At 70.8% G+C, this 26694-nt stretch carries 25 protein-coding genes; 13 read left to right on the top strand and 12 right to left on the bottom strand.

The genetic code is table 11. The features are described 5' to 3' along the window. The first annotated feature begins 9 nt into the window (after window positions 1-9). Entirely contained in the window at window positions 10-780 is a 771-nt protein-coding gene (locus AOM45_RS23290; RefSeq protein WP_030467205.1) for a crotonase/enoyl-CoA hydratase family protein, read from the top strand. Here AOM45_RS23290 and AOM45_RS23295 read toward each other — a convergent pair. Genes AOM45_RS23295 through AOM45_RS23305 form a run of 3 tightly spaced genes read right to left on the bottom strand, consistent with a single transcriptional unit; the run spans window position 777 to window position 5978 of the window. After that, window positions 777-2948, bottom strand: coding sequence for a penicillin acylase family protein (locus AOM45_RS23295; RefSeq protein WP_030467206.1), 2172 nt, complete (start codon window positions 2946-2948; stop codon window positions 777-779). The genes AOM45_RS23290 and AOM45_RS23295 overlap by 4 nt on opposite strands. A gap of 16 nt (window positions 2949-2964) precedes the next feature. Then, complete coding sequence (locus AOM45_RS52970; RefSeq protein ID WP_030467207.1) at window positions 2965-5289, bottom strand: FtsX-like permease family protein; 2325 nt, start codon at window positions 5287-5289, stop codon at window positions 2965-2967. Continuing rightward, entirely contained in the window at window positions 5286-5978 is a 693-nt protein-coding gene (locus AOM45_RS23305) for an ABC transporter ATP-binding protein (protein WP_030467208.1), read from the bottom strand. The genes AOM45_RS52970 and AOM45_RS23305 overlap by 4 nt, the downstream gene beginning before the upstream one ends. A 139-nt stretch (window positions 5979-6117) precedes the next feature. Here AOM45_RS23305 and AOM45_RS23310 point away from each other — a divergent pair, with 139 nt between their 5' ends. After that, on the top strand, window positions 6118-6903 hold the full coding sequence (locus AOM45_RS23310; protein WP_201780051.1) for a sensor histidine kinase: 786 nt from the start codon (window positions 6118-6120) through the stop codon (window positions 6901-6903). Further along, window positions 6900-7559, top strand: coding sequence for a response regulator (locus tag AOM45_RS23315; RefSeq protein ID WP_030467210.1), 660 nt, complete (start codon window positions 6900-6902; stop codon window positions 7557-7559). Before AOM45_RS23310 ends, AOM45_RS23315 begins: the two co-directional genes overlap by 4 nt. Before the next feature lies 1 nt (window position 7560). Here AOM45_RS23315 and AOM45_RS23320 read toward each other — a convergent pair whose 3' ends face one another. From AOM45_RS23320 to AOM45_RS23335, 4 genes are all read right to left on the bottom strand, one after another. After that, window positions 7561-8274: a class I SAM-dependent methyltransferase gene (locus tag AOM45_RS23320; protein WP_156093777.1), complete on the bottom strand. Its 714-nt coding sequence runs from the start codon at window positions 8272-8274 to the stop codon at window positions 7561-7563. A gap of 20 nt (window positions 8275-8294) precedes the next feature. Continuing rightward, a complete protein-coding gene (locus AOM45_RS23325; RefSeq protein WP_030467212.1) occupies window positions 8295-10067 on the bottom strand; it encodes a CocE/NonD family hydrolase in 1773 nt (590 codons plus the stop codon). A gap of 122 nt (window positions 10068-10189) precedes the next feature. Then, on the bottom strand, window positions 10190-11302 hold the full coding sequence (locus AOM45_RS23330) for a fatty acid desaturase family protein (protein ID WP_030467213.1): 1113 nt from the start codon (window positions 11300-11302) through the stop codon (window positions 10190-10192). Between the two features lie 67 nt (window positions 11303-11369). Next, on the bottom strand, window positions 11370-12425 hold the full coding sequence (locus AOM45_RS23335; protein ID WP_063757017.1) for a ferredoxin reductase: 1056 nt from the start codon (window positions 12423-12425) through the stop codon (window positions 11370-11372). Between the two features lie 86 nt (window positions 12426-12511). Between AOM45_RS23335 and AOM45_RS23340 the strand changes: the two genes are divergently transcribed. Both AOM45_RS23340 and AOM45_RS23345 read left to right on the top strand, forming a co-directional pair. Beyond that, complete coding sequence (locus tag AOM45_RS23340) at window positions 12512-13648, top strand: PucR family transcriptional regulator (RefSeq protein WP_030467215.1); 1137 nt, start codon at window positions 12512-12514, stop codon at window positions 13646-13648. A gap of 14 nt (window positions 13649-13662) precedes the next feature. Continuing rightward, window positions 13663-14013 (top strand): hypothetical protein, encoded by a 351-nt coding sequence (locus tag AOM45_RS23345; protein ID WP_081902058.1) that lies wholly within the window; start codon window positions 13663-13665, stop codon window positions 14011-14013. On the opposite strand, the gene AOM45_RS23350 is transcribed toward AOM45_RS23345, so the two are convergent. From AOM45_RS23350 to AOM45_RS23365, 4 genes are read right to left on the bottom strand one after another with little or no spacing between them, the layout of a single operon-like run. Then, entirely contained in the window at window positions 14014-14670 is a 657-nt protein-coding gene (locus AOM45_RS23350; RefSeq protein WP_030467217.1) for a response regulator, read from the bottom strand. It lies immediately after the preceding gene. Then, on the bottom strand, window positions 14667-15797 hold the full coding sequence (locus tag AOM45_RS23355) for a sensor histidine kinase (protein ID WP_030467218.1): 1131 nt from the start codon (window positions 15795-15797) through the stop codon (window positions 14667-14669). The genes AOM45_RS23350 and AOM45_RS23355 overlap by 4 nt, the downstream gene beginning before the upstream one ends. Beyond that, window positions 15794-16621, bottom strand: a complete 828-nt coding sequence (locus AOM45_RS23360) for a CPBP family intramembrane glutamic endopeptidase (protein ID WP_030467219.1) — start codon at window positions 16619-16621, stop codon at window positions 15794-15796. Before AOM45_RS23360 ends, AOM45_RS23355 begins: the two co-directional genes overlap by 4 nt. 19 nt (window positions 16622-16640) lie before the next feature. After that, a complete protein-coding gene (locus tag AOM45_RS23365; protein WP_051783190.1) occupies window positions 16641-17678 on the bottom strand; it encodes a helix-turn-helix domain-containing protein in 1038 nt (345 codons plus the stop codon). 215 nt (window positions 17679-17893) lie between these two features. Here AOM45_RS23365 and AOM45_RS23370 point away from each other — a divergent pair, with 215 nt between their 5' ends. From AOM45_RS23370 to AOM45_RS23400, 7 genes are all read left to right on the top strand, one after another. After that, window positions 17894-18865, top strand: coding sequence for a TerC/Alx family metal homeostasis membrane protein (locus AOM45_RS23370; RefSeq protein WP_030467221.1), 972 nt, complete (start codon window positions 17894-17896; stop codon window positions 18863-18865). A gap of 139 nt (window positions 18866-19004) precedes the next feature. After that, on the top strand, window positions 19005-19808 hold the full coding sequence (locus AOM45_RS23375) for an IclR family transcriptional regulator domain-containing protein (RefSeq protein WP_030467222.1): 804 nt from the start codon (window positions 19005-19007) through the stop codon (window positions 19806-19808). Window positions 19809-19884: 76 nt separating this feature from the next. After that, window positions 19885-21318, top strand: a complete 1434-nt coding sequence (locus AOM45_RS23380) for an amidohydrolase family protein (RefSeq protein WP_030467223.1) — start codon at window positions 19885-19887, stop codon at window positions 21316-21318. Next, complete coding sequence (locus tag AOM45_RS23385) at window positions 21318-22448, top strand: CaiB/BaiF CoA transferase family protein (protein WP_030467224.1); 1131 nt, start codon at window positions 21318-21320, stop codon at window positions 22446-22448. The genes AOM45_RS23380 and AOM45_RS23385 overlap by 1 nt, the downstream gene beginning before the upstream one ends. Beyond that, complete coding sequence (locus AOM45_RS23390; RefSeq protein WP_030467225.1) at window positions 22445-23212, top strand: citryl-CoA lyase; 768 nt, start codon at window positions 22445-22447, stop codon at window positions 23210-23212. Before AOM45_RS23385 ends, AOM45_RS23390 begins: the two co-directional genes overlap by 4 nt. 3 nt (window positions 23213-23215) lie before the next feature. Beyond that, window positions 23216-24082: a dioxygenase family protein gene (locus AOM45_RS23395; protein WP_030467226.1), complete on the top strand. Its 867-nt coding sequence runs from the start codon at window positions 23216-23218 to the stop codon at window positions 24080-24082. Next, on the top strand, window positions 24067-24963 hold the full coding sequence (locus AOM45_RS23400; protein WP_030467227.1) for a quinone oxidoreductase family protein: 897 nt from the start codon (window positions 24067-24069) through the stop codon (window positions 24961-24963). The genes AOM45_RS23395 and AOM45_RS23400 overlap by 16 nt, the downstream gene beginning before the upstream one ends. 8 nt (window positions 24964-24971) lie before the next feature. Here the strand turns inward: AOM45_RS23400 and AOM45_RS23405 are convergent, their stop codons facing one another. Further along, complete coding sequence (locus AOM45_RS23405) at window positions 24972-25754, bottom strand: SDR family NAD(P)-dependent oxidoreductase (protein WP_030467228.1); 783 nt, start codon at window positions 25752-25754, stop codon at window positions 24972-24974. Window positions 25755-25865: 111 nt separating this feature from the next. Between AOM45_RS23405 and AOM45_RS23410 the strand changes: the two genes are divergently transcribed. Continuing rightward, window positions 25866-26501 (top strand): TetR/AcrR family transcriptional regulator, encoded by a 636-nt coding sequence (locus tag AOM45_RS23410; RefSeq protein ID WP_030467229.1) that lies wholly within the window; start codon window positions 25866-25868, stop codon window positions 26499-26501. Window positions 26502-26694: the final 193 nt, after the last annotated feature.

Raw genomic sequence — 26694 nt, forward strand, 5'->3', positions numbered from 1 at the left:
GCTCGGCGCATGGACGTGCGGATCGAGAAGACCGGCACCACCACCCTGATCTGGATGGACCGCCCCGACCGTCGCAACGCCGTCGACGGCCCGATGGCCGCCGAGCTGCGCGAAGCCTTCCTGGCGTTCGAAGCGGACGACTCCCAGCGCGTGGCGGTGCTCGCGGGGGCGGGCGGGACGTTCTGCGCCGGTGCGGACCTGACTTCCGTCGCGGATCCGGCCCGCCGCAACGAGCTCGATCCCGACGGCGGCAGCGCGGCGCCGATGGGGCCGAGCAGGTTGCGGTTGAGCAAGCCGGTGATCGCGGCGGTCAGCGGGTACGCGGTCGCGGGTGGGCTGGAGCTGGCGCTGCTCGCCGACCTGCGGGTCGTGGAGAGCGACGCGGTGTTCGGGGTGTTCTGCCGGCGGTGGGGTGTGCCGTTGATCGACGGCGGCACGGCCCGCCTGCCCCGGATCGTGGGGCTGGGGCGCGCGCTCGACCTGATCCTCACCGGACGGCCGGTGGACGCCGCGGAGGCGCTTGCGATGGGACTGGCCAACCGGGTCGTCGAGCCCGGCCGGGCGGTGGCCGTCGCGCTGGAGCTGGCGGAGCAGATCGCCGCGTTCCCGTTCGAGTGCGTGCTCACGGATCGGGCGTCGACCTACGCGGGGCTCGACCTGCCGCTGGCGGAGGCGCTGCGGGCCGAAGGGGTCGCGGGAGTGCCGATCGTGCAACGGGAAGGTGCCGCCGGCGCCGCCCGGTTCGCGGGTGGCGCCGGCAGGCACGGGACGTTCGACTAGGTCAGGACCCGGACGGTGAGGTGCGGGTCGCGGGCGATCTCCCGTTCGGTGAAGGCACCGGTGACCCACTGCTTGCGCTCGTAGAGCCGCGCCTGGTCGGTGTGGTGCGGTGACGCGGGATCCGCGGACTGGCCGTAGATCAGCAGCGAGTGCATGCGCGGTCCCGCCGCGGTGAGCTCCACGGCCATCACGAAGCTCGATCCGTGCGGGATCTTCGCGGGCCGCCGGGGCGGACTGGCCACCGAGATCACGTTGAAGCAGCCTTCCGGGCCGCGGCAGCCGTGGATCGGGATGCCCTCGTACTGCTGCACGGCGTCGAGCGGCACGTCCACCGCGACACCGGCGGCCGCGAAAGCCGTGACGGCGTCGGCGAAGGAGCGCTGGACTCCGGGATCGGCCGCGTTGATGCCGCGCGGGGTGTGCACGGGGTCGGCCGGGTCGTAGGGCACCAGCCACCTGGCGATGCCCGGCCTGTCCGACAGCATGATGAACGTGCGCCAGAAGAACGCACCTCGGCTGTTCGCGCCCGTGTCACCGGTTCCCGACCACCCGGCGAGTGCCGAACAGGCGGCGCGGACGTCGACCGGACGTCCGTCGCTGCCGGTCAGCGTGGGATTGGCCTGGCACATCGCGACGACGGCGGCGAGGCCCTGCTCGGCGGTGAGGTTGCGGTTGCCGAACGTCGCTTCCTCCACAGTGGACAGGGTGAACCGGTTGGTGCCGATCATGTCCAGGCCCAGGCGGGTGCGCGCGGACCGTTCGGTGCCGACGTCGCCGACGATCGACGGGTAGCCGGTGAGCGGGGCGGCCGGGTTCGCGAGCCACGGGCTGTCGTTCATGTTGCTCACGTGGTCCTGCCGCACCAGGCTCGGCAACCGGTTCGGGCCCAGCGTGCCAGGCACCACCGCGTCGGCGTCGCGGCCCCAGTCGCAGGACGAGCGGCTGCCGTCGAGGATCACCAGACCGACGTCCGGACCGGTGCCGCAGCGGGCCCGCAGGTCGTCGGTGACGTGCGGGACGACCTGAACGTCGCTGTAGTACGCGGTGCCGGTGGCGTCGGAGGCGAGCGTGTTCATCCACGGCAGGGCCTGGTGGCGGACGAGTGCCGCGTGCAGGTCCGCCACGCTGCGGGCGCGGGCCATTGCGAGCCACTGGTCGACCAGGCGCAGGTTGCCGTGGTTGGCGTCGCGCAGCACGTAAGCGGTCGTGTCGGTCCACTGCAGCAGTCCGTCGTCCTCGACCAGCGGACCGTCGGGAGTGCGGTACAGGGTTCGCGTCCCACCGGCCACCGCGACCTGCTCGGCGATCATGCGACGCACCTGGCCGTCGACGACGTAGCTGGTGGGATCGCCGGGAACGAGGGTCAGCTTCGACACGGTGAACGTCTTCGCCTCGGACGCGGTGTGGGTCCAGCCCAGCCTGTCGTTGTGCCCGATGCCGACGACCGGCACGCCGTACAGTCCGGCGCCGCTGACGTTCAGCTCGCCGGGGATCGTGAGGTGCTGCTGGTAGAAGCGCCAGTCGTCGTCCCAGTAGAAGTGCGGGTTGCCCAGCACCATCCCACTTCGAGTGGTTGTCGCCGACCTGCCGAGCGCGATTCCGTTGCTGCCAGGCCGTTCCCGGGGCTCACGCGCCGCCGCGGTGACGGCTGCGCCCGGCGGTTGTGCGGACGCGATCTGGTCCTGGAAGCCTTCACTGCCGGTGAGACCCGCGACCTGGTGGACGCGCCGCCACACGTCGAGCTCGGTGATCGGCCGCACCCACTTCGCGCCGCCGCAGGCATCCGGAGTCCGAGCGAGGTAGCGGTTGAACCCGGCCACGTAGCCGCGCACGAGATCACGTGCCTGCCTCGACTGGCGCATCAGCTGTCGATCGACCACTTCGGACTGGTTGAGCCGCTGGTAGTACAGGTCGCTCGGGAGGTTCTCCGCACCGAACCACCGCGTGCGTTCGGCCGACAGCGTCACGACCATGTCGGCCATGGTGCACGCGTTGTCCTCGGCGAACGCGTAACCGATCCCCAGCCCCAGGTTCCGGTAGTCCCCCGCCTTGACGTGCGGGATGCCGTACGACGTCCGCCGGATCACCGTGCCGCTGTCGGCGACGGCGGGCGGGCACGCGGCCAGCACCCCGGCGAACACGAGCGACAAAGCCACTATCCGCTGCATTCCTGATCCCCCTGGTTCATTCGTTGTGCAGGACGGTCGCGATCGAGAGACGCGCCGCTCCCCTGGCCGGCAGAAGCGCGCCGAGCACCGCGATCACGACTCCGGTGAGAGCCAGCAGAGCGAGCGCTGGAGCGCGGTAGACGTCCATGAGGATGTCGACGGCGTCGGCCTGACCCGCGTGCGCCATGGCCGGCACGACGAGCTGATGCACCGCGATGCCCAGAGGCACACCGATCAGCCCGCCGACCACGCCGAGTGCGCCCATGGACGTCACCAGCAGCACGGTGACCTGGCGCGGAGTCATGCCGATCGACTTGAGCATGCCGAGGTCGCGGCGCCGTTCGCGGGCGTTCAGCACCACGGTGTTGAACACGCCGAGCGCCGCCACCGCACCGAGCACCAGTGTCAGCACCACCGCCGCGCTGATGATGATCACGGCCGTCGACGACGTGCCGTCACGCGGCGGCAGGACGCGCAGTCCCGGATCGCCAGAACGTACTGCGGCCGTGTAGGTGTCGCGGGCCGTGCCGGGTGCCATCCGCACCTGGTACGAGCTGGCGCGCGCACCGGGTGCCAGCACGTTCAGCGTCGCCCAGTCGGCGAAGATCTGGTCGGCGTTGTTGGTCAGCACGACCCCGACGATCTTCACCTGCGTCCGGTTTCCCCGCGCCTGCACGGTGATCGTGTCGCCGACGGAAAGCCCGCGCTGGTTCAGGAACCTCGACGGCACCACGACCTGACCGGGCCCGTCCGGCCAGTGCCCGGTCAGCACGCGCGGCCCGAGCGCGGCGGTGTCCCCGCGGTAGAAGAGGATCGTGGCCTCCTGGGTGCCGCCCGCGACCTCGGTGTCGAGCTGCGACATCGCCAGCACGGCCGAGGTTCCCGGCAACGACCGCAACATCGACTCGTCCTCGGTGTCGCTCAGCTTCGCCGCCGGCCGCTCGGCGCCCGGTTCCGCGAAGACGGGCGCGCCCGGCGGCGGTCCGGCCAACAGCTCGACGCGGTCGGTGTGGTTGGGCCTGACCGCGTTGTTGTAGGCGGTCATCGACATGGTCACGCCGGCCGCGAGGGTCACGGTCATGACGCCGAGCACGACCGAGGCCAGCGTCAGCGCGCTGCGGCCGGGACGGGCGAAGGGCAGGCCGAGGCCGAGGCTCACCGAGCGCGGCAACCTCGTGCCGCTGAGCCGGCGCTGGATCCGCAGCGCCCGCCCGGTGTGCGGGGTGGCGCCGGCGCTGATCGCCCGCGCCGCCGGCAACCGGCGCGCCCGCAGCGCCGGGACGAGCGCTGCCGACGCCACCAGGACGGGCATGCCCACCGCCGCGGCGACGTTCACCCACGGCGCGAAGCTCAGCTGGTCCACGCCGAAGCCCTCGACCGCGTCCTGCACGACCGGTTTCGCGAAGATGTTGCCCACGACCGTGCCGACCGCACAGCCCGCGACCGCCGGGATCGAGACCATCACCAGGTAGACGGCCATGACCTGGTTCGGCGTGAAGCCGATCGCCTTGAGCATCCCGATGTGCCGCAGGCCCGCGACGACCGCGCCGCTCACCACGTTGGCGACGATCAGGATCGCCACGGCCAGGCCGAGCACGCCGAAGATCATCAGGAACGGGATGAAGACGCCGAGCTCGGACGTCGCCTTGTCCTTGACGGTGAGGTGCGAGAGCGTGCCGAGCAACGCGTCCGCCGCAAGCCCCGCCGTGACGGCGGCCCGGCCCGCGTCCACTTCGACCGCCGTGTCCGCCTTCCCGAAGCGGTAGAGCATCTGCAACGCCGTCGGTCGCAACGCCGTCACCTGGTCGGGAGTGACCCACGCGTCGGCGGATCCGGTGACGGAGCGGGCGAACCCCACGACGGTCAGCACGGGACGTCCCGGCAACGAGAGCCGGAAGCCCAGCTCCATCCGGCCGTCGGAGCCGGGTGCGCGGTTCAGGACGATCTCACCGGGACCGGTCGCCCACCGTCCCTCCCAGACCGACACCCGGTCGACCGGGCCGCCGGGATCCGCGCGCCCCACGACGGTGAGCGTGCCGAGGAACACCTCGCCCTCCGAAGTGTCCACAGTGGCCTGACGGAACGGTCCTGCTGTCGCCTCGGCCTTCCCGGCGGCGCGGGTGAGATCGGCTTCGGACACCTTCGCCGGGTCGAACGCGGCGGACAGGTGCGCGCCCTGCTGCGTGGCGAACGCCCGGTCGAACGGCGCGGACGCCGCCTCCAGCAGCCCGAGGGCCATCACCAGCGTCGCACTCGCGGCGCACACCACGACACCGATCACGATCGTCTGCAGCTTCCGCCGCCGCACCGCGGCCCACGCCGCGTGCCACACCGCGTTCACGCGCGCTCCAGACTGTGCTCGCGCGCGATCCGGCCGTCCGCGACCTCGATCAACCGCGTCGCACACCGGGTGGCGAGCCGTCCGTCGTGCGTGACCAGCAGCAACGTCTGGCCGATCTGGTTGAGGTCGAGCAGCAGGTCCATCACCTGCTCACCGGACCTGCTGTCCAGCGCGCCGGTCGGTTCGTCGGCGAGCAGCAGCGCGGGGCGGTTCATCAACGCCCTGGCCACCGCGACGCGCTGCCGTTCGCCGCCGCTGAGCTGGGCGGGGTAGACGTTCTTGCGATTGGAGATGCCGAGCTCTCCGAACAACTCCAGCGCGCGGGCACGGGCCTGGCCGGCGGACGTTCCGGTCAGCTGCGCGGCGAGGGCGACGTTGTCCAGCGCAGACAGGTCGTCGAGCAGGTTGAAGAACTGAAAGATCATCCCGATGCCCCGCCGGCGGAACAACGCCAGGCCGGTCTCGTCGAGCGCCCCCAGGTCGCTGCCGTGCACCACGACCGAGCCGGACGTCGGCCGGTCCAGGCCCGCGATCATGTTGAGCAGGGTCGACTTCCCGCTGCCCGACGGCCCCATCACCGCGACCGCCTCCCCCGCGCGGATCGTCAGCGACAACCCGTCGAGTGCGATCGAGTCGCTGTACTCCTTGCGCACGTTCGTCATCTCGACGACGGCGTCTGCGTTCTGCATGGCCGCAATCCTGCTCAACGAACGCGGCAGGGGGCGTCAGTCCGGGGAGGTAACCTGCCGGAGGGGGTCATCCCGGGGATGTACGGGCTGCATCCGGGGTGTGATGCGCGCGCGGTCGCGGCTCTGGGACAGTGACGGGGTGTGGGAGTTGGTGGTGGCCGTCGTCGCCTGCCTGGCCGCCGCGTTCTTCGCGGTGCGGCTGGCAGCGGCGCGACGCGCGTACGCCCGTGCGGTGGAGGAACGGGGCTGGCTGCTGGAACGCGAACGGGAAACCGCCGCCCGCACCGCCGTCGACGCCGAACGCGCCAGGATCGCACGGGAGCTGCACGACATCGTCAGCCACAACGTGAGCGTCATGGTCGTGCAGGCCGGTGCCGCGCGCCGGGTGCTCGACACGCGGGCGGGTGAGGCGACCGACGCGTTGCTGGCCGTGGAGAGCGCGGGCCGCGACACGATGACGGAACTGCGGCACATGCTGGGTCTGCTCGCGCCCTCCGCGGACGGCGAGGACCTGCTGTCACCGCAACCGGGTCTGAGCAGGCTCAGCTCGCTGGTCGACCGCATGTCCTTCGCCGGGCTGCCGGTGGAGGTGCGCATCTCCGGCGAACCGCGGCCGCTGCCGTCCGGCGTGGACCTGGCCGCGTACCGGATCGTCCAGGAGGCGCTGACGAACGCGTTGAAGCACGGCGACGGGAGGAAGGCGGAGGTGACGGTGCGGTACGCGGACCACCACCTGCGGGTCGAGGTGCTCAACACCGGTCCCAGCACGCTGTCCGGTGACCGGGTGTCCACAGAGGACGGACCGGGTCGCGGGCTGCTGGGACTGCGCGAGCGCGTGGCCGTGCTCGGCGGCGACCTCGACGCGCGCAGGCGGCTCGGCGGCGGGTTCCGCGTCCGGGCCAAGATCCCGATCGAGCGACCGTGACCACGCCCCGCGTCGTGATCGCCGACGACCAGGCGTTCGTGCGCATCGGTTTCCGCATGATCCTCTCGTCCGGCGGCATCGAGGTCGTCGGCGAGGCGGCCGACGGCGCCGAGGCGGTGTCGGCGGTGCGCGATCTCCGGCCGGACGTGGTGCTGATGGACATCCGCATGCCCGGCATGGACGGCCTGGAGGCCACCCGCCGCATCGTGCGCGAGCCGGGCGACTGCCGCGTGCTGATGCTGACGACGTTCGACCTCGACCGCTACGTCTACGACGCGCTCGCCGCGGGCGCCAGCGGCTTCCTGCTCAAGGACGTCACACCGGAGCACCTCGTCGCCGCCGTGCGCCTGATCGAGACCGGTGACGCCCTGCTCGCGCCGTCGATCACCCGCCGCCTCGTCGAACGGTTCGCCTCGGGCGCACCGGCGGCGCCCGTGGTGCACCGCGATCTCGCCGCGCTGACGCCGCGCGAACGGGAGGTGCTGACGCTGGTCGGGCACGGCCGGTCGAACTCGGAGATCGCCGACGACCTCACGCTCAGCGAGGCGACGGTGAAGACGCACGTGGCCCGCATCTTCGCCAAGCTGGAGCTGCGGGACCGGGCCCAGGCCGTGGTGCTGGCCTACGAGACGGGCCTGGTCACGCCTGGCGCGTGAGTCAGGCGGCTTCGAGTACGAAGAACAGGAAGCTCGGCGCCGTCGACAGCAGGAAGAAGTCGTCCGGGAACAGCTCACGTGCTTCCGGCGCGGGCTGCGGCTCGCTCAGCACCGAGATCCGGAACCCGGCCGCGGTGAACGCGTCGGTCATCGCGTGCAGCGGCCGGTTCCAGAACGTCACGTTGATCGTGTGGTCCCCCACCTGCCACTCCCCGGGCGAGGCGTAGGTCTCGAAGTAGTCGGGCCGGCGCCCCGACAAGCGCTCGATCGTGTAATCGGCGGTCGGGTGGTTGACCGAGGCGATGAGCCGGCCGCCGGGCTTCAGCACGCGCCGGAACTCGGTGAGCGTCGGTCCCCAGTCCTTCAGGTAGTGCAGCACCAGGGACGCGATGACGTCGTCGAAGGTGTCGTCGGCGAACGGCAGCGGGTCGGCCACGTCGGCGACCCGCAGGTCCGCGTCGGCGCCGAGCCGCCGACGCGCCAGCTCCAGCATTCCCGGGCTCACGTCGATGCCGCTGACGACGGCACCGCGCTCCCGCAGCGCGGCGAACAGCGGGCCGGCTCCACAGCCCGCGTCGAGAACGCGGCGACCCGCGACCTCACCGGCCAGGGCGAGGGTCGCGGGCCGTTCGTAGTAGGCGTTCTGCAGGTTCGTCTCGTTCTCGGCGTTGTACGCCTCGGCCGCGCGGTCGTACTCGGATCGCACCTGGGTCATGCAGTCGATCTGTACCCGAATCAGGTGATGACCGCCCCGCCCACGATCGGCAGCACGACGTTGCTGACGCCGAGCGACACGGTCAGCGAGATGCCGTTCGCGCCGGTGTCCGTGGCGACGTACTGGCCGTGGTTGGTGACGATCACGACGCCGATGCGGTGGCCGGCCGGGATCAGGGCGTCCCGCGCGTGCAGCCGCCAGCTGACGTCCGCGGTCGTGTTGGTGGGCAACGGGGTTGACGTCTCCAAAGAGGACCGGTTCTTCGCGTCGATCGCGCCGCGGGTGAGCAGGGTCGCCGTGACCGCCTGCACGGACACCTCCGGCGGGCGGGCGCAGCCGGTGCGGTTGCGCAGGTCGCCGCGGGTGCAGGTCTCGGTGGAGAGCTGGAGCGGGCTGCGGTCGGTGAGCACCGCCTGCGTGCTCGGGCCGTAGTCGACGAGCAACGCGGTGAGCGGGGTCGACGGCCGGTTCGACGCGACGCGTGCGGTGAGGCGGACCTCGCCGGACAGCCGGGCGTCCTGCTTGAGCGGCGCCGTCACGTAGACGAGCCGGCGCGAGTCGCTCACCTCGGGGTTCGCCATCATGGCCGACTCGCTGAGGTTCGCGTTGTCCCCCAGGCGTTGCGTACCACCGGTGCCCGGCGCCGCGGTCAACGAGCCCGCGAAGCCACCGGACGCGGGACCGAAGTACAGCGTGGTGTCCTGAGTGCCGGGCTGCGGCCAGGCGGCGTGCTGTTCCCAGCTGCCGTCGGGCTTCTGCACGTCCGCCATCGGCTCGCGCATGATGCCGTTGTCGACGCCCTTGAGCCAGTGGTCCATCCACAGCCACATGACGCGCTGCCACTCGGCCTGGCGGAACGAGATCGGGTCGAGGTGACCGCCGCGGTGCAGCCAGATCTTGCGCGGCACGTTCCGGTCGGCGAGTTCCTTCCACCAGCGGCCGAACTGCGAGGGCTTGACGTTCCAGTCGCTCTGGCCGTGCACGACGAACACCGACGCGGACACGTTCTGCGCCGTCTGCCGGTAGTCGCGGGTCTTCCAGAACGAGGTGTAGTCGAACGTCTCGTCGCCGTCCTCGCGCGCCAGCCGGTCGCGCACCGCCTGGCACCTGGTCTTCTGCGCCGCGCTCACGACGTAGTTGGCCAGGTAGGTCGGGTAGTTGTTCGCGTGGGTGCCGCGGTAGGCGATGCCCTGGTCGCGGGAGTACTCGTACCAGCTGGAGATCGCCGCGATCGGCACGATCGTCTTGACGCCGGGGATGCCCGCCGCGGCGGCGGCGTTGGGCAGGGTTCCGTTGTAGGACACGCCGAGCATGCCGACGTTGCCGGTGCTCCAGCTCGCGACCGCGGGCCTGCCGTCGGCGTAGAACGCCTTGGCACGGCCGTTGAGCCAGTCGACGACCGCGCGCACGCTGGCGGTGTCCTCGGGTCCGCCGGTGGTCGGGCAGCCGGTCGAACGGGAGGTGCCTTGCATCTCCGCCTCGACGACGGCGTACCCGCGTGGCACGAAGTACTCGTCGTACCAGCGCTTGAAGCCGCGCGGCACCGTCGAGGACGCCAGCTCCGCGCCCAGCCCGTAGTAGGGGCTGGCCTCCATGACGATCGGCACCCGCTCGGCGGTGTCCGGTCGCATGACGTCGGCGGCGATCCGGTCGAGCACGCCGTCCGCGTCACTGTCCGTTGTGGACTCCACGTAGACCGTCTCGGTGATCGCGGCAGGGGCGGCGTTCGAGACGGGTGTGGTGATCGTTCCGGCCGCGAGCAGTACCGCCGCGACCACGTTGACCCTTCGCATGGGCTCCTCCGTCTGAGGGCCCGTTCGCCGGCAGGGTGTGGCGAATCGGGCCCGTCAAACGGATCTCACCGGATCTGGTGGCGAAGCCGGTACGGCCGAAAGGTCTGGACAATTACCAGTTGTCAGGCGGCGACGAGCTCGCGCTCGCGGTCCGGCGTCTTGACCTTCTTGTTCGGCAGCGACAGGCGGAAGACCTTGTGCCACGCGGAGAAAACCTGCTTGGGCAGCGGCCCGGTGACGTAGTCCAGCTCGTACTTCTCGAACAGCGCCCGCACCTTGACCGCGACCTCGGCGTAGCGGTTGCTCGGCAGGTCCGGGAAGAGGTGGTGCTCGATCTGGTGCGACAGGTTGCCGGTCATGAAGTGCATGGCCTTGCTGCCGCTGATGTTCGCGGAGCCCATCATCTGGCGCAGGTACCACTGGCCGCGGGTCTCGCCCTTGATGGACCGGCGCTCGAAGACCTGCACGCCCTCGGGGAAGTGCCCGCACATGATCACCGAGTGGGACCAGAGGTTGCGGATGATGTTCGCGGTGAACGTCGCCGCGAGCGTGGTGAGGAACGACGGGCCCGACAGCAGCGGGTGGATCACGTAGTCCTTGAGCACCTGCTTGCGGATCTTGCGGCCCACGGCCTTGGCCCGCGCGCGGAACTCGGGGTTCTTGCGGCGGCGCTTGTGCAGGTTCTTGCCGAGCTCCAGGTCGTACGCGGCGATGCCGTACTCGAAGAAGCAGGCGTTGATGAAGTTCCACAGCGGCTGGCCGAGGTGGATCGGGTGCCACTTCTGGTCCTCGTCGACGCGCATGATGCCGTAGCCGAGGTCGTTGTCCTTGCCGATCACGTTGGTGTACTTGTGGTGCAGCTCGTTGTGCGAGTGCTTCCACTGGTCGGCGGGCGAGACGTGGTCCCAGTCCCAGGTGGTGGAGTGGATCTTCGGGTCGCGCATCCAGTCCCACTGGCCGTGCAGGATGTTGTGGCCGATCTCCATGTTGTCCATGATCTTCGCCACGGACAGGCCGGCGGTGCCGACGATCCAGGCAGGCGGGAAGATCGAGAACAGCAGGATGCCGCGGCTGACCAGCTCGAGCTTGCGCTGCGCCGAGATCACCTTGCGGATGTAGGCGGCGTCCTTCTCACCTCGGCTGGCGATCACCTCGTCGCGGATCGCGTCCAGCTCGCGGCCGAGCTCCTCGATCTGCTCGGCGGTGAGGTGAGCGGTGGGGTCGATGGCGGTCATGTAGCTCGCTTTCGGGGGACCAGTGGCTGGGGGTCGGGCCACTTCGCGGGAGGAGGAAGGTCTGTGGTCAGCGTTCGAGTTCGCACGGGCCGGCGGCGGCGGACACGCAGGTCTGCACCAGCACGCCCGGCTCGGCCTCGGTGATCTCGCCGGTGCGCAGGTCGCGGACGGCACCCGCCTTGAGCGGCGTGCTGCAGCCGAAGCAGATGCCCATGCGGCACCCGGACGGCATGAGCACACCGGCGGCCTCGCCGACGTCCAGCAACGGCGTGGCGCCGTCCGCGTCGACGGTCTTGCCGGTGGTGCCGAACGTGACCTCGCCACCGTCTCCGGCGACGACGATGGTGGGGCGGAAGCGTTCGGTGTGCAGGCGCTCGGCGATGCCGTTGGCCGCCCAGTGGGCCTCGGCGGCGTCGAGCATGCCGGTCGGCCCGCAGGCCCACGTCTCGCGCTCGGCCCAGTCGGGCACCAGCTCGTGGAGCCGGGCGACGTCGAGCATGCCGTCGGTGTCGGTGTGCAGCTCGACCAGGCGGAGGCTCTTGTCGGCGACCAGGTCGTGCAGGTCGTTGCGGAAGATGACGTCCTGCTTGCGCGGCGCGGAGTGGACCATCACGACGTCCTCGAGCTGGGCGTCGCGCAGCATGCCCATCACGGGGGTGATGCCGCTGCCCGCCGTCAGGTAGAGGACCTTCGCGGGCTTGGTCTTGGGCAGCACGAACTCGCCGGTCGCCTGGTCGAGCTGGATCACGGTGCCCGGCTTCGCGTGCCGGACCAGGTGGTTGCTGACCTTGCCGTCCGGGATGGCCTTCACGGTGATCGTGATGCGGCCGTCCTGGCGGTTCGTCGGCGATGTCACCGAGTAGGCACGCCACAGGCGCACGCCGTCGACGTCGACGCCGATCCGGACGTACTGACCGGCCACGTGGCCTCGCCAGCCCTTGCCGGGCCGGATCACGATGGTGGCGGCGTCCGGGGTCTCCGCGTGCACGGCCTCGATGCGTCCTCGCAGGTCCGCGCCCGCACGAAGCGGGCTGAACAGGTCGAGGTAGTCCGACGGCAGCAGCGGCGTCGTGACCATTTCCAGCAGTTGCCACGCCCTGCTGCGAAGGGCGGTACTCGTCATGACTCCAGCTTGATGCGCCTCAGGGCGTAAAGTCCTGTCCGCAGGACGTGAATTTGGCCAGCCGAATTGTTCGCAGGGAACAAAACGTGAGTCACGCAATGCAGAGGGCCACCGAATTGGCCCTCGATGAGACGACGGTCACCGCGTTGAGGTCGGTGCTGAAGCAGACCGCCGACGAGGTGGTGCAGGCCATCATCGACGAGGTGCCGAGCTATGCCAACGCCCTTTCCGGGCGCATGGGTGGCACTATCCGCCGTGCCGTTCGCACGGCGCTCGGACACTACTTGGATCTCGCTGGAGGCACAGCCACGGGCGGCGACGCCAGTGACGCGGCGTACGAGCTCGGCCGCGGCGAGGTGCGGGACGGCCGGTCGATGGACGCCCTGCTCAGCGCCTACCGCGTCGGCGCGCGCGTGGCGTGGCGAGGACTGGCCGCGGGTGCCGTGCCGGCGGGGCTGCCCGCGGCGGAGGTGGCGAAGTTCGCCGAGCTGACCTTCGCCTACATCGACGAGCTGTCCGCCGCGAGCGCCGCGGGCCACGCCGACGAACTGGCCGCGCGGGGCCTGGCCCACGAGCGTCACCTGGAGCAACTGGCCCGCGACCTGCTCGCGGGCGCGGGCGCCGACGTGCTGCTCGCCGCCGCTCAGCGCGCCGGGTGGCAGGCGCCGACCACGCTGACCGTGGTCCTGCTCCCCGCGTTCCAGGCACGGCCCGCGTACCGGGCGCTCGACCCCTCCACGCTGGTGCTGGACGACCTGCCCGACGCGACCGGCGTGCTGCTGGTGCCGGACGCCGATCGCGCCCACCTCCTCCGGCAGCTCACCAACCGCAACGCCGTGGTCGGCCCTGCACGCCCATGGATGCGTGCGTCCACCTCGTACGCACGGGCCGTACGCGCGCGTTCACTCTCTGCCGACATCCGCGACACCGAAGAACATCTGCCCGAACTGGTGCTCACCGCCGACCCCGACGCATACGCAGACCTGCGTGCGCGCGCGCTCGCACCGTTGCGCGCCCTCCCTGCCAGCTCCGCCCGACGGCTGGAGGAAACGCTTCGGGCGTGGCTGCTGCACCACGGCAGGCGTGAGGAGGTGGCGGCGGCGTTGTTCGTGCACCCGCAGACCGTCCGCTACCGGATGGGACAACTGCGGGACCTGTTCCCGGACCTCACCTCGGCGCACCGAGTGCTCGAACTCACCCTGGCGGTCGGGCTGCGCGCCTGAGTACAACGAGACCCATGACTCCGAAGATCACCGTCTGCCGCGGGTGTTGCTGCGGCACCGAGAGCAAGCACCCGGAGGTCGACCACGACGACCAGCTGCGGGTGCTGCGCGAACGGGTCGCGACGGTGCGCGTGGCCGACTGCCTGGACGCGTGCGAGGTGTCGAACGTGGTCGTCGTGCAGCCCAGCCCCGCCGCGCGGGCAGCTGGTGCCAAGCCGGTGTGGGTGGGGTCCGTGCTGGACGACGACGCGGTGCACGGCGTGATCGACTGGATCGACGCGGGCGGTCCCGGGGTCGCCGCACCACCGCCCGCGGTCACCGCGCGGATCGTGGCCACGCCCGCGAAGGGGCAGACTGCGGTCTGATCAGGTGACCAGGCCGCGGCGGTAGGCGTACACGACCGCCTGCACCCGGTCGCGCAGGTCGAGCTTGGTCAGGATCCGGGAGACGTACGTCTTGACGGTCTCCTGGCTGATCACCAGCGCCGCGGCGATCTCGCTGTTGGACAGGCCTTCCGCGATGAGCCGCAGCACCTCCAGCTCGCGCGGCGCCAGCTGGGTCTCCGCGGCGTGCTCGGCCGGCCGGATGCGTGCCGCGTACCGGCCGACGAGCTGGCGCGTCACCTCGGGAGCGAGCAACGCGGCACCGCCCGCGACGGTCCGGATGCCGTGCAGCAGCTGCGCGGGCGGGGCGTCCTTGAGCAGGAACCCGCTCGCGCCCGCGCGCAACGCCTCGTAGACGTACTCGTCGAGGTTGAAGGTCGTCACCACGAGCACCTTCACGGGATCGGGGACCCCGGCGCCCGCGAGGAACCTGGTGGCCTCGATGCCGTCGAGCACCGGCATCCGCACGTCCATGACCACCACGTCCGGCTTCAGCCGCCCGGCCAGCTCGATCGCCGCGCGCCCGTCCCCGCACTCCCCCACCACCTCGAGGTCGGGCTGCGCGTCGATGATCGTGGCGAACCCGGTGCGGATGAGGGCCTGGTCGTCGCAGACCAGCACGCGGACCGGTGCGGTCACGACGGGTTCCCCGCGGGGATGCGCGCCCTGACCACGAAGCCGCCTTCCCGTTGTCCCGCCGAGAACTCGCCGCCCAGCACGTCGACCCGCTCGCGCAGTCCCGCGAGACCGCGCCCGCTGCCGCCGGACGCCGACGACGACCGGGCGCCCTCCGTGCCGACCTCCACCGTGATCTCCCTTTCGCCGTACCGCACATGCACCTTCGTCTGATTGCCGTGCGCGTACTTCAAAGCGTTCGTCAACGCCTCCTGCACGACCCGGTACGCCACGGCCTCGGCGCTGCCCGCGTCGCGCGTGCTCTCGCCCTCCTCCGCGAACTCCACCGGCTGACCGGCCAGCCGGGTCTGCTCGACCAGGCCGCGCAGGTCGCCGACGAACTCCGGGCTGTGGTCGGGGTTCAGCAGGTCCAGCAGGTGCCGCAGGTCGCTGAGAGACCGCCGGCCGGTGTCGGTGATCGCCTGGAGCGTCTGGTCGAGCCGGTCGGGCGCCGCGGTCAGGTACCGCGCCGCCTCCGCCTGCACCACCATCGCCGTCACGTGGTGGGTCACCACGTCGTGCAGCTCGCGGGCGATGGACGTCCGTTCGGCGACGCGGGTGGCCTCCGCGACGTGGCGGCGGCGTTCGGCCTCCGCACTGCGCGACAACCGAAGCCACGCACCGATCCCCCACGCGGCGGCCAGCGCCAGGTAGAACGTGACGAACCCCGCGACGCCCTCGGTCGACCCGTCCCGGTCCAGCCCGATCGCCAGCGCCACGTACGCGACCGTCGCCACGATCACGGTGGTGCGGCGGTGGAACTCCAGGTGCAGCCCGGCACTCACCAACGCGATGGGCAACGCGGTGCCCGCAACGGTGTGGTAGCCGCGCAACTGGTCCACGGCAAAGGCAAGCGACACAACCGCAAGGCAGACCGCGGGCCACCGCCGGCGCACGACCAGCGGCAGGCATTCGAGTGCGATCACCACGCCGGCGAGCGCGTCCATCGGCCGGGCCGGCAGGTCACCGAGCTGCGTGCCCTTGCTGTGCAACGCGGGGACGAACGAGGCGAGGACGAGCAGCAGCGCGATCGGAGCGTCCTGGACCGTGACGTCCAACCGGCGCCAGAGGTCCCGGATCGCGCGGTTCACGCGGCGAGCGTAGCGGCCGGCGCGGAACGTCCCCGGCGCGGCACGATCGTGCCCCGGCGCTTCGCGAGCCACAGGAAGACCACCGTCACCACCACACCGGCCAGCAGCGAGTACAGGCTCGCCTCCGGCCCGAACTCCCCGCCGCTGACGAGCGCGGGCCCCGACGTCACGCCGTCCAGCAACCCCTGCGGCGCGTCCTGCCCCGACACGCTGGTGCTGAAGATGCCGCCCTGCGCGAAGTTCCAGCCGAAGTGCACCCCGATCGGCACCCACAGGTTGCGCGTGGCGGCGTACACGGCGGCCAGCATGAAACCGGCCTCGACGGCGATGGCGAGCGCGCTCCACAGCGTCGCGTTCGGGTTGAACACGTGCGCGAGCCCGAACAGCAAACCCGTGAGCGTCAAGGAGATCCACGTGCCGAGGCGTTCCTCGACGACGCGGAACAGCACACCGCGGAACAGCACCTCCTCCGTCACCGCGGCGGCGGCCGTGAAACCGAAGAACGCGATCGCGCCTCCTGCCGAACCCCAGCCGCGCACCTCGTAGCCGCCGAGGAAGGCGATGTTCACGACGACCGCCACGAACATCCCGAGTCCGATGAGAACCCCGCGCCCGAGGGAGGCCGGGGCGTTCTTCAGCGCCACCTCCGTCGGCTCACGGCGTTCGGTCCGGCGCACGACCCACGCGTACGCGGCGAGGGTCAGCGCGGCCGTGGCGAGGCCGAGGACGAACGTGAGCGGGGTGTTCAAGCCGGCGGCCTGAACGGCGGCGCTGCCGGCCACGGAGACCACCACGACGAGGACGAGCTGCTTCAGAATTCGCATGGCGGAAACGCTAGGGATTTCAGGGTTCCGCGACGTCCCCGCGCGGTGGACAGTCACGTGTAGCTCGCTCGGGGGACAGACTCGCTTTCAGCGCCGCGGACAGCCAGGCGTACGGCATGAAGTCCGCGGCCTCCTGCGCCGTGCCGTTGATCGTCGCGACCAGCGACTGGTACCTGGTGTGGGGATCGGGCCGCGTGGCCGCCTCCTCGACCGCCCGCAGGTGGAGCTCCTCGACGTGCAGGACGTCGGTGGCGAGCCTGAGCCGGAACTCGGGGCTGTCCGGCGTGCCGGCGATCTCCCCCATGAACGTCACGTACCGGCCGGCGATCTCGCGCCCTCGCGGCGAGTCCGACGGCACACCGGCCAGCTGGGCCGTCTGCGCGTCCTGCAGGATCTCCCCTCCTCTGCCGAACGCGCCCAGCATCTCGGGGCTCGTCATCACCTCGGCGCCGTCGAGCGAGCAGGTCTCACGCAGCTGCTCGCGCACCGCGCGGCGGAAGTCGTTGTCCTGGAGCAGGTTCGCCAGCTCGATCCACGCCTCGAGCTGCTCGGTGGCGGGCTCGTCCGGCAGGGTCGGACGATGGCTGCGCAGCAGGTCGACGAAGGCCGGGCTCGCGCGCAGGTCGTCGCTGATCTCGTTCCAGAAGTCGTCGATCAGCCGGTCGCGGTCGTCGTCGGACAGCGCGACGAGCTCGTGCATGAGGATCACCTGTTCGGTCTCGGTGTGCTGCTTGACGATCGTCCGCAGCACGGCCTGCCTGGCCCGGATGCGGCGAGCCTGGTCGTCCAGCCGCGCCAGGTGCGCGGTCGCGAGGTCGGTGAGCGTCAGCCGTCCCGCCAGCAGCTGCCGGATGTCGTCGAGACCCGCGTCGAGCTCGCGCAGGGTGCGGACGAAGTCCAGCCCGGCGATGGCGTGGACGTCGTAGAGCCGGTGGCCGGCGCGCGTGACTCCGGCCGGCGCGACGATCCCGGCGTCGGAGTAGAACCTGATGGCGCTGACGGTCAGTCCGGTGCGGCGCGCCACCTCCCCGATGGCGTACAGCCTGTCGTCGTCCATGCGGCCCACTATCGGGTCTCAAGCAGCTTGAGAGGCAACCCGTTAAGCCTCCTTTAAGGTCGCTTTACTTTTCGCGACCCTCTGGGGATACTCCTCCGCGAGGGGAGTACTTCCCAAGAGCCTGCCCGGTCAGTACGGACACCCCGCTGGTGCCCTCGGGAGGCCGCCCCACCAGGGCGAAGGAGACCTCGAACGCGTTCGTTCGAGGAGGTCCCGTGCCCGCACAATCCATCGCGTCACCGACGTTGTGGCTGGTCAGCATCGTGGTGCTGCTGGCGCTGCTGGTGGTCGACTTCGTGGTGACCCGCCGCCCGCACGAGGTGTCGGTGAAGGAGGCCGCGGGCTGGTCGGTGTTCTACCTGGCCCTGCCGTTCGTGTTCGGCCTGTGGCTGTGGACGGCGTTCGGCGGCGGGCAGGCGCTGGAGTTCGTCACGGGTTTCGTGGTCGAGAAGTCCCTCTCGGTCGACAACCTGTTCGTGTTCATGCTGCTGCTGGCCGCGTTCGCCGTGCCCTCGGCCGTGCAGCAACGGGTTCTGCTCTACGGCATCGTCGGCGCGCTGGTGCTGCGCGGTGTCTTCATCGCCGCCGGCGCCGCGATGCTGTCGGCCGGCACCTGGGCGTTCCTCGTGTTCGGCCTGGTCCTGCTCGCTTCGGCCGTGAAGATCCTGCACGCGGCGGTCACCGGCACGGAGGCGGTCGGAGACGTCTCGCAGATGCGGTCGGTGCGACTGCTGCGGAAGTTCATGCCGGTCACCGACGACTACCGCGGCACCAAGATGTTCGTGCGTGAACACGGGCGGCGCGCGCTCACGCCGTTGGCGGTCGTGGTGGTGGCGATCTTCGCGACCGACGTCGTGTTCGCCATCGACTCGGTGCCCGCGGTGTACGGCATCACCGAGGACCCGTACCTCGTGTTCACCACCAACGCGTTCGCGCTGCTCGGCTTGCGAGCGCTGTACTTCGTGCTGCACTCCGCGCTGGCCAAGCTCGTGCACCTCAACCACGGGCTCGCGATCATCCTCGCGTTCATCGGCGTGAAGCTGGTGCTGCACTGGGCGCACGGGGTCTGGGCGGGCGTGCCGGAGATCCCCACGCCGGTCTCGCTGGGCGTCATCGTGGTCGTGCTGGGCGTCGTCACCGTGACCAGCCTGCGTTCGCGCCGCACCGCGGACGCGCGATCGGACTGATCGTGGCCACCGCGCGCCTGGTCGACTTCGCGGTCGACGTGTCCGTGACGCTGCTGGTGCTGACCGCGCTGGTCATCGCCTGCGCGGCACTGGCGTCGAGGTCCTGAGCAAACGGACAACTGTCCGCTACCGTGGGCGCATGCCTGCACGACCTGACACCGGCCCCGACTTCATCGAGGCGCTCGCCCGCGGTCTCGAGGTGATCCGGGCGTTCCAGCCGTTGCGTCCGGTGATGCCGCTGAGCGAGGTGGCGGCGGCGACGGGGCTGGCGCGGCCGACCGCGCGACGGATCCTGCTCACGCTGGCCGAGCTCGGGTACGTGCGGCAGAGCGAGACCGGGTTCGCACTCACGCCGAAGGTGCTCGAACTCGGCGTCGCGTACGTGCGGTCGATGGGGCTGTGGGACGTGGCGCGCCCGCACATGGAACGGCTCGGCGCGCGCACGAACGAGTCCTGCTCGATCGCGCAGCTCGACGGGCCGGACATCGTCTACGTGGCACGGGTCGCGGTGCCGAAGATCGTCACGCTGTCCGTGCAGATCGGGACGCGGTTCCCGGCACTCCCCACCTCGTTGGGGAAAGTGCAGCTCGCCGCCCTGCCGCCGGCCGAGCTGGAGGCCGTGCTCGCCCAGCCGTCGCGGTCGGGGCTGACGCCGAGGTGGCAGCCGGACGCCGCCGAGCGCGACGCGGAGCTGCGGGACGTGCGGGCGCGCGGGTGGGCGTTGACCGACGAGCAGCTCGCGCCGGGCATCCGGTCGATCGCGGCACCGTTGCGCGACGGCAACGGCACGGTCGTGGCCGGCCTCAACGTCAACTGCCACGCGGCGGAGACGACCGTCGAGCGCATGGTCGAGCACCACCTGCCACTGCTGCTGCAGGCAGCGGGCGACATCAGCGCGGACTTCGCCCGGCTCGACACGGTGCCGCACGTGGTCGTCGCCTGAGCCGGGGTTGACGCGCGGCCGGGGAAGGTTGACGATTCAACGGACACTTGTCCGCCTGCCGGTCGAGGAGGCCCCGATGGTCGGCGAAAGACGTCCAGTTGTCCTCAGGAACGGCACCGTCCTGACGATGGACGGCGCACATCAGGTGCTCAACGATCACGACGTGCTGGTCGTGGACGACCGCATCGCCGCGATCGGGCCGCGGCTGGAGGTGCCGGAGGGCACCGTCGAGATCGACGCCGCGAACGGCATCGTCATGCCGGGCATGATCGACACGCACCGGCACATGTGGCAGACCGCGATGCGCGGCTACGGCGCCGACTGGACGCTCACGCAGTACTTCGTCTGGTACTACCTCGAGTGGGGCAAGGTCTTCCGGCCGCAGGACATCCACGCCGGCAACCTGCTCGGCGCGGCCGAGGCTCTCGACGCCGGTGTCACCACGACCGTCGACTGGTCGCACGGCCTGCAGACCACCGACCACGCCGACGCCGCCGTCGACGCGCTGCGGGCGGTGCCGGGCCGGTTCGTGCTGGCCTACGGCAACATCCAGGACTCCCCCGCCTCCTGGACGGCGAAGCCCGAGTTCCGCGACTTCGTCACCCGTCGCATGACCGGCGACGACATGCTGGGCTTCCAGCTCGCGTTCGACGTGACCGGCGACCCCTCGTTCCCCGAGAAGCCGGCCTTCGAGGTCGCACGCGAGCTCGGCGTCCCGGTCACGACGCACGCAGGCGTGTGGGGCGCGACCAACGACGACGGCATCAGGCTGATGCACGACAACGGGTTCATGACCCCGCAGTCGATCTACGTCCACGCGGCGACGCTGTCCGCGGACTCGTACCACCGCATCGCGGCGACCGGCGGGTCGATCTCCGTGTCGACGGAGAGCGAGCAGAGCGCGGGCCAGGGCTACCCGCCCACGTGGGCGATCCGCGAGCACGGCATCCCGGTGTCGCTGTCGATGGACACCTCGGTGTGGTGGAGCGGCGACCTGTTCTCCGCGATGCGCACGACGCTGGGTGCCGACCGGGCACGCGAACACATGGCCGCACACGCTCGCAACGACACCGTCACGCACTCGTCGTTGCGGGCCGAGCACGTCGTCGACTGGGCGACGATGGGCGGTGCGCGTGCGTTGGGTCGTTCTTCCGACCTGGGCAGCCTCGAGGTCGGCAAGAAGGCCGACATCGTGCTGCTGCGCAACGAGAACTCCCCCGCGATGTTCCCCGTGCTGAACCCGTACGGGCACGTGGCGTTCCAGGCACAACGGTCCGATGTGGACACGGTGATCGTCGACGGGCGGATCGTGAAGCGCGACCACAGACTGGTCGGCGTGGATCTGCAAGCCATCCGTTCGCAGGTCGAGCAGACCGTCGAACACCTGCGGGCACAACTCGGCGAGGAGGCGTGGCAGAAGGGCATGAACCCGGACATCCCCGAGTCGAAGGTCCTGGACAACCCCTACACGTACACGGAGTACCGCGGCGACACGAGGACCTCCGTCTGATGGGCCCACTGGAAGGCCTGCTGGTCGCCGACTTCTCCCGCGTGCTCGCGGGCCCGTACGCGACGATGCTGCTGGCCGACATGGGCGCCTCGGTCGTCAAGGTCGAGGGCCCGTCCGGAGACGAGACGCGCACGTGGATGCCGCCGGTGCGCGACGACGTCTCGACCTACTACCTCGGGATCAACCGCGGCAAGCGGTCCATCGCCCTGGACCTGCGCGACCCGGAAGACGCCGCACTGGGCCGTGAGCTCGCCCGTCGCGCGGACGTGGTGATCGAGAACTTCAAGCCCGGCGGCCTCGCCAAGTACGGACTCGACCACGCGAGCGTCAGCGCGGAGAACCCGCGGGTGGTCTACGCGTCGATCACCGGGTTCGGTTCGGGCGACGGGAAGCACGTCCCCGGCTACGACCTGATGGTGCAGGCGATCTCGGGCCTGATGAGCCTCACCGGCGACCCGGACGGCCCGCCCTACCGCGCGGGCATCTCGGTGTTCGACGTCATGGCGGGCAACCACGCCGTGATCGGCATCCTGGCCGCGCTGCGCCACCGGGACGCGACGGGGGTGGGCCAGCTCGTGGAGGTGAACCTGCTGTCGTCGGCGCTGACGGGCCTGGTGAACCACAGCTCGGCGTTCGTCGCGGGCGGCGTCGTGCCGTTCCGGATGGGCAATGCGCACCCGAGCGTCTTCCCGTACGAACCGTTGCCCACCGCGGACAACGACCTCATCGTGGCGGCCGCGAACGACGGCCAGTTCCGCAGGCTGTGCGAGGTGCTCGGCCTGGACGGCGTCGCGGACGACCCGCGGTTCGCCCGCAACGCCGACCGCACCCGCAACCGCGAGGAGCTGCGCCCGGTCCTGGTGGAGAGGTTGCGCACGCGTGGGGCCGTGGAGTGGTTCGACCTGCTCGTCGCGGCAGGCGTGCCGTGCGGGCCGATCAACACGATCGACGGCGGGTTCGCGATGGCGGAACGGTTCGGGCTCGACCCGGTCGTGGTGGTCGGGGACGTGCCGACGACCCGGCACCCGATCAGGTTCTCGGAGACGCCGGCGGTGTACGAGCTGCCGCCGCCCGGGCTGGACGAGCACGGGGCCGAGCTGCGGGCGTGGCTGAAGGAGGAACAGCAGTGACCACGTACGAGACCGCGCTCGGCGCCTCCACCCCCGACACGATCACGTTGCTGGGCCACGACCTCGCCCGCGACGTCATGGGCACCGTCGGGTTCGGCGAGCTGGCGTTCTGGCTCGCCACCCAGCGCCGCCCGAGCCCTGGCGAGACGCGGCTGTTCGAGGCCGTTCTCGCCGCGCTCGCCGACCACGGCTTCACCCCCACCGCGATCGTCAGCCGCCTGACGCTCCTGTCGGCGCCGGATTCCGTGCAGGGCGCGCTCGCGGCCGGTCTGCTGGGCGGCGGTTCCCGGTTCCTCGGCGTCACCGAGGACGCCGGCCGGTTCCTCAACTCCGTCGTCACGGCCAACCGCACGCGAACCGACTGGGACGCCCTCGCGCTGGAAACCCTTGAAGCCCAAGGCAAAGCACGCATCCCCGGCCTCGGCCACCACGTGCACAAGAACGGCGACCCGCGCACCGCCCGCCTGTACGAGATCGCCGAGGAGGAAGGTCTCACCGGGCCGCACCTCCAGTTGTTCGCCGCGATCGGGCGCGTCCACCCGCAGGTGCTCGGGAAGACGTTGCCGCTCAACGGTGCCGGCACGTGCGGCGCGGTGCTCGCCGACCTCGGGCTGCCGCTGGAACTTCTGCGCGGCTTCGCGTTGCTGGCCCGCACCGCCGGGTTGATCGGGCAGCTCGCCGAGGAGCTGCGCAACCCCGTCGCCAACGACATCTTCCTGTCCGTGGACTCGAACACCCGGTCCGTAGCGCCGCTGGAGGAGTGAGCAATGCAGCTCGTCACCGAGGACAACATCACGGCTCTCGCGGAGCAGCGCTGGGCCACCGCGAAGGACCCGCGGACCGCGCAGCTCATGACCGCGCTCGTCCGTCACCTGCACGACTTCGCCCGCGAGGTGCGGCTCACCGAGGCCGAGTGGATGGCGGCGATCCAGTGGCTCACCGCGACGGGGCAGATCAGCGATGAGAAGCGCGAGGAGTTCATCCTCGCCTCGGACGTGCTCGGGCTGAGCATGCTGGTCGTGCAGATGAACCACCGGTTCGCACCGGGCGCGACACCGGCCACCGTGCTCGGGCCGTTCCACATCGACGGCTCCCCCGAGCTCGGGTTCGGCGGCGACATGTCCGACGACGTGGCCGGAACTCCGCTCTACATCACCGGAACCGTCCGCTCGCTGGACGGCAGCCCGGTGCCCGGTGCGGTGCTGGACGTCTGGCAGGCCGACGCGGAGGGCGCCTACGAGGCCCAGCTCGACGTAGACGAGGCCCGGCTGCGCGCCAAGTACCGGGCGGAGCAGGACGGTTCCTACTGCGTGCGCACCATCGCGCCGAAGGGCTACTCGATCCCGATGGACGGACCGGTCGGCGACCTGATCGGGCAGACCGAGATCAGCCACTTCCGCCCGGCGCACGTCCACTTCCTGCTGACCGCGGACGGCTACGAGCCGTTGATCACGCACCTGTTCGAGGAGGGCGCCGAGTACCTCGACAGCGACGTCGTGTTCGGCACCAAGCAGGAGCTCGTTGTCCGGTACGACCACCGCGAACCCGGCCCCGCCCCGGACGGCACCACGTGCGCCGTGCCGTGGGTCGAGGCCAGGTACGACTTCGTGCTCCAGCCGTGCAAGCCGCACTGATCACGCGTCCCGGTCAGCCCCCGTCGCTCGCTGACCGCGACGAACCCTCAGGCGGCGTGGTCGTCGACGTGCTGGCCGCACCCATCACGCCCCTGGACCTGTTGTGCGCCGGCGGAAACTCCTACTTCGGTGTGCCCGCGACGCCCTACGTTCCCGGCGTGCAGGGCGTCGGCACGGTCGGCGGACGCGCGGTGTGGTTCCCGACGACCGCCGGAATGGCGCCGGGCGACGGGAGCATGGCCGCCAAGGCGGTGGCGCGCAACGAAGACCTGGTCTTCCTCCCGGACGGCGTCGACCCGGTGGCCCTCGCCGCGCTCGGCCTGTCCGCGGTCGCCGCGCACATGGCGCTGACGTGGCGCGGTGAGCTCGCACCCGGTGAGACGGTGATCGTGCTCGGGGCCGGCGCGGTGGGCCAGGCAGCGATCCAGCTCGCCCGGCTCGCCGGGGCGGGGCGCGTGGTGGCAGCCGCGCGCTCCGAGAAAGGCCGCGAACGGGCCGTGCGGGCAGGTGCCGACACGGTGGTGGCGTTGGACGCCGACTTCTCCGGCATCACCGCCGACCTCCTGCTCGACCCGCTCTTCGGCGCACCCGCCGCCGCAGCCGCCCAGGCGTTGCGCCCCGGCGGCCGGTGGGTGAACCTCGGCGGCTCGGCGGGCGAGACGTGCCCGATCACCTCATCCGTGTTGCGCAGCCGGTCGTTGAGGCTGTCCGGCTACACCAACAACGAGCTGACCGCGCAGCAGCGGGCGGACGCGATCTCGACGATCGCGCGGTACTCCGTGCAGGGCGAGCTCGCCATCGACCACGAGGCAGTGCCGCTCGCCGACGTCACCGACGCCTGGCACCGCCACACCAACGGCAGGATCGTGCTGGTCCCTTGAGCAGCCGGTCACGCCGCCGTCGCGTCCGGCTGCAGGGCGGGGCCGAGCAGGAGCCCGCCGTCCGCGACGAACTCCGAGCCCGTGACGAAGGAAGCGTCGGCCGAGGTGACGTAGAGGAGCAGAGCCGTGATGTCGGCCGGGGTTCCCAGCCGCGGGACGGCGTACGGCTCCGGCGAGTAGAAGTCCGCGATGGGCGGCTGGCCCGCGATCGGCTCGTTGATCAACGCCGTGGAGATGACGCCGGGGTGGATGGAGTTGACCCGGATGCCGTCCCGGCCCAGCTCCAGCGCGGCGGTCCTGGTGAGCCCGCGCAGCGCCCACTTGCTGGCGACGTAGGGCGCGTAGAGCGAGGTGCCGGCGTGGGCCATCGTGGAAGCGATGTTGACGATCACTCCGCCGCCGTTGCGGCGCAGTGACGGGGTCACGGCCTTGATGCCGAGAAACGCGCCGGTGAGGTTGACGTCGAGAACGCGATCCCAGACCCGCCGCTCGACGGCCTCGATCGGCACGGCGGGGTTCTGGACACCGGCGTTGTTGACCAACACCGCGATCGGCCCGAAACGGCGTTCGGTCGCGGTCACCGCCGCGGCCCAGGCGTCCTCGTCGGTGACGTCCAGGCGGACGAAGAAAGCCTGCTCGCCTAGCTCGGCGGCGAGCTCCTCGCCCGGCCCGTCGGAGAGCCCGGCGATGACGACGTTCGCTCCCTCCTGGTGGTAGGCCCGGACATGGCTCGCGCCCTGCCCGCCGGTGCCCCCGGTGACGAGAACTGTCTGCTGGTCGAAGCGTCCCATGACGCGGTCCTCTCCTGCGGAACGATGACGAGTCGAGTGACTCACCTCGCCATCAAGCTAGGCCGCCACCAATGGTGAGTCAAGTGACTCGCCTCGCGTAGGATGACGTCCATGACGACGGAGCCCTCGACCTACCACCGGCGCGTCGCCGAGCAGAAGCGGGCAGCCATCATCGAGGCCGCCACCCGGCTCTTCCTCGACGCCGGGTACGCCGGCACGTCACTGGCCAAGGTCGCCGAGGCGTCCGGGGTGTCGAAGGCGACCCTGTTCAAGCAGTTCCCGACCAAGGCGGCGCTGTTCGACGCAATCGTGACGGAGTCGTGGAAGGTCGAGGACGAAGGCGACCTCCACCCACCGACGGGTGACCTGCAGGCAGGCCTGACGGCGATCGGCCGCCGGTACGTCGCCCTGCTCGCCCGGCCCGGCATGGCCGCCCTCTTCCGCATCGTCATCGCCGAACTGCCGCGCTTCCCCGAGCTGGGCGAGGCCCACTTCGCGCGCGGCAAGATGCCCTACTTCGACTCCGTGCGCCGCTATCTCGACATCGAGAAGGCCCTGGGAACAGCCGAGCTGGACGACACGGAGTTGGCAGCGACCCAGTTCCTCGGGATGATCTCCAACTACGTCTTCTGGCCGCGGATGCTGCTCATGAACTGGTCTCCCGACGACGCATCGATGGCACACGTCGTGGACGAGGCCGTGCTGATGATGGAAGCCAGATACGGCGTCGCGAACACCACCAGCTGAAGCGGCCTGGTCACCTGAACCCGCACCCGGCTCCCTCGCGCGGCAGTGATCAAGTCGTGTCGCCAAGTGCTTGCGGGCGAGAACCCCGATGCCGCCGAGCGTGAGGCCCGCGACGCCGACGGACACGTGCCGGTGGACAGGCACCGCCCGGATACCGCCAGGACGCGGGACACGTCACCGAGTGCCGACCCGT

Source organism: Lentzea aerocolonigenes, assembly GCF_000974445.1.
In the GTDB taxonomy this organism is placed as follows: domain Bacteria; phylum Actinomycetota; class Actinomycetes; order Mycobacteriales; family Pseudonocardiaceae; genus Lentzea; species Lentzea aerocolonigenes.

What these genes read in the sequence shown, in the direction of transcription:
- AOM45_RS23325 (WP_030467212.1), bottom strand. Translation starts at nt 10,067, where the DNA reads ATGCGAAGGGTCAACGTGGTCGCGGCGGTACTGCTCGCGGCCGGAACG.
- AOM45_RS23290 (WP_030467205.1), top strand. Translation starts at nt 10, where the DNA reads ATGGACGTGCGGATCGAGAAGACCGGCACCACCACCCTGATCTGGATG.
- AOM45_RS23330 (WP_030467213.1), bottom strand. Translation starts at nt 11,302, where the DNA reads ATGACCGCCATCGACCCCACCGCTCACCTCACCGCCGAGCAGATCGAG.
- AOM45_RS23405 (WP_030467228.1), bottom strand. Translation starts at nt 25,754, where the DNA reads ATGGGACGCTTCGACCAGCAGACAGTTCTCGTCACCGGGGGCACCGGC.
- AOM45_RS23380 (WP_030467223.1), top strand. Translation starts at nt 19,885, where the DNA reads ATGGTCGGCGAAAGACGTCCAGTTGTCCTCAGGAACGGCACCGTCCTG.
- AOM45_RS23395 (WP_030467226.1), top strand. Translation starts at nt 23,216, where the DNA reads ATGCAGCTCGTCACCGAGGACAACATCACGGCTCTCGCGGAGCAGCGC.
- AOM45_RS23305 (WP_030467208.1), bottom strand. Translation starts at nt 5,978, where the DNA reads ATGCAGAACGCAGACGCCGTCGTCGAGATGACGAACGTGCGCAAGGAG.
- AOM45_RS23410 (WP_030467229.1), top strand. Translation starts at nt 25,866, where the DNA reads ATGACGACGGAGCCCTCGACCTACCACCGGCGCGTCGCCGAGCAGAAG.
- AOM45_RS23385 (WP_030467224.1), top strand. Translation starts at nt 21,318, where the DNA reads ATGGGCCCACTGGAAGGCCTGCTGGTCGCCGACTTCTCCCGCGTGCTC.
- AOM45_RS23345 (WP_081902058.1), top strand. Translation starts at nt 13,663, where the DNA reads ATGACTCCGAAGATCACCGTCTGCCGCGGGTGTTGCTGCGGCACCGAG.
- AOM45_RS23320 (WP_156093777.1), bottom strand. Translation starts at nt 8,274, where the DNA reads ATGACCCAGGTGCGATCCGAGTACGACCGCGCGGCCGAGGCGTACAAC.
- AOM45_RS23375 (WP_030467222.1), top strand. Translation starts at nt 19,005, where the DNA reads ATGCCTGCACGACCTGACACCGGCCCCGACTTCATCGAGGCGCTCGCC.
- AOM45_RS23335 (WP_063757017.1), bottom strand. Translation starts at nt 12,425, where the DNA reads ATGACGAGTACCGCCCTTCGCAGCAGGGCGTGGCAACTGCTGGAAATG.
- AOM45_RS23360 (WP_030467219.1), bottom strand. Translation starts at nt 16,621, where the DNA reads ATGCGAATTCTGAAGCAGCTCGTCCTCGTCGTGGTGGTCTCCGTGGCC.
- AOM45_RS23365 (WP_051783190.1), bottom strand. Translation starts at nt 17,678, where the DNA reads ATGGACGACGACAGGCTGTACGCCATCGGGGAGGTGGCGCGCCGCACC.
- AOM45_RS23295 (WP_030467206.1), bottom strand. Translation starts at nt 2,948, where the DNA reads ATGCAGCGGATAGTGGCTTTGTCGCTCGTGTTCGCCGGGGTGCTGGCC.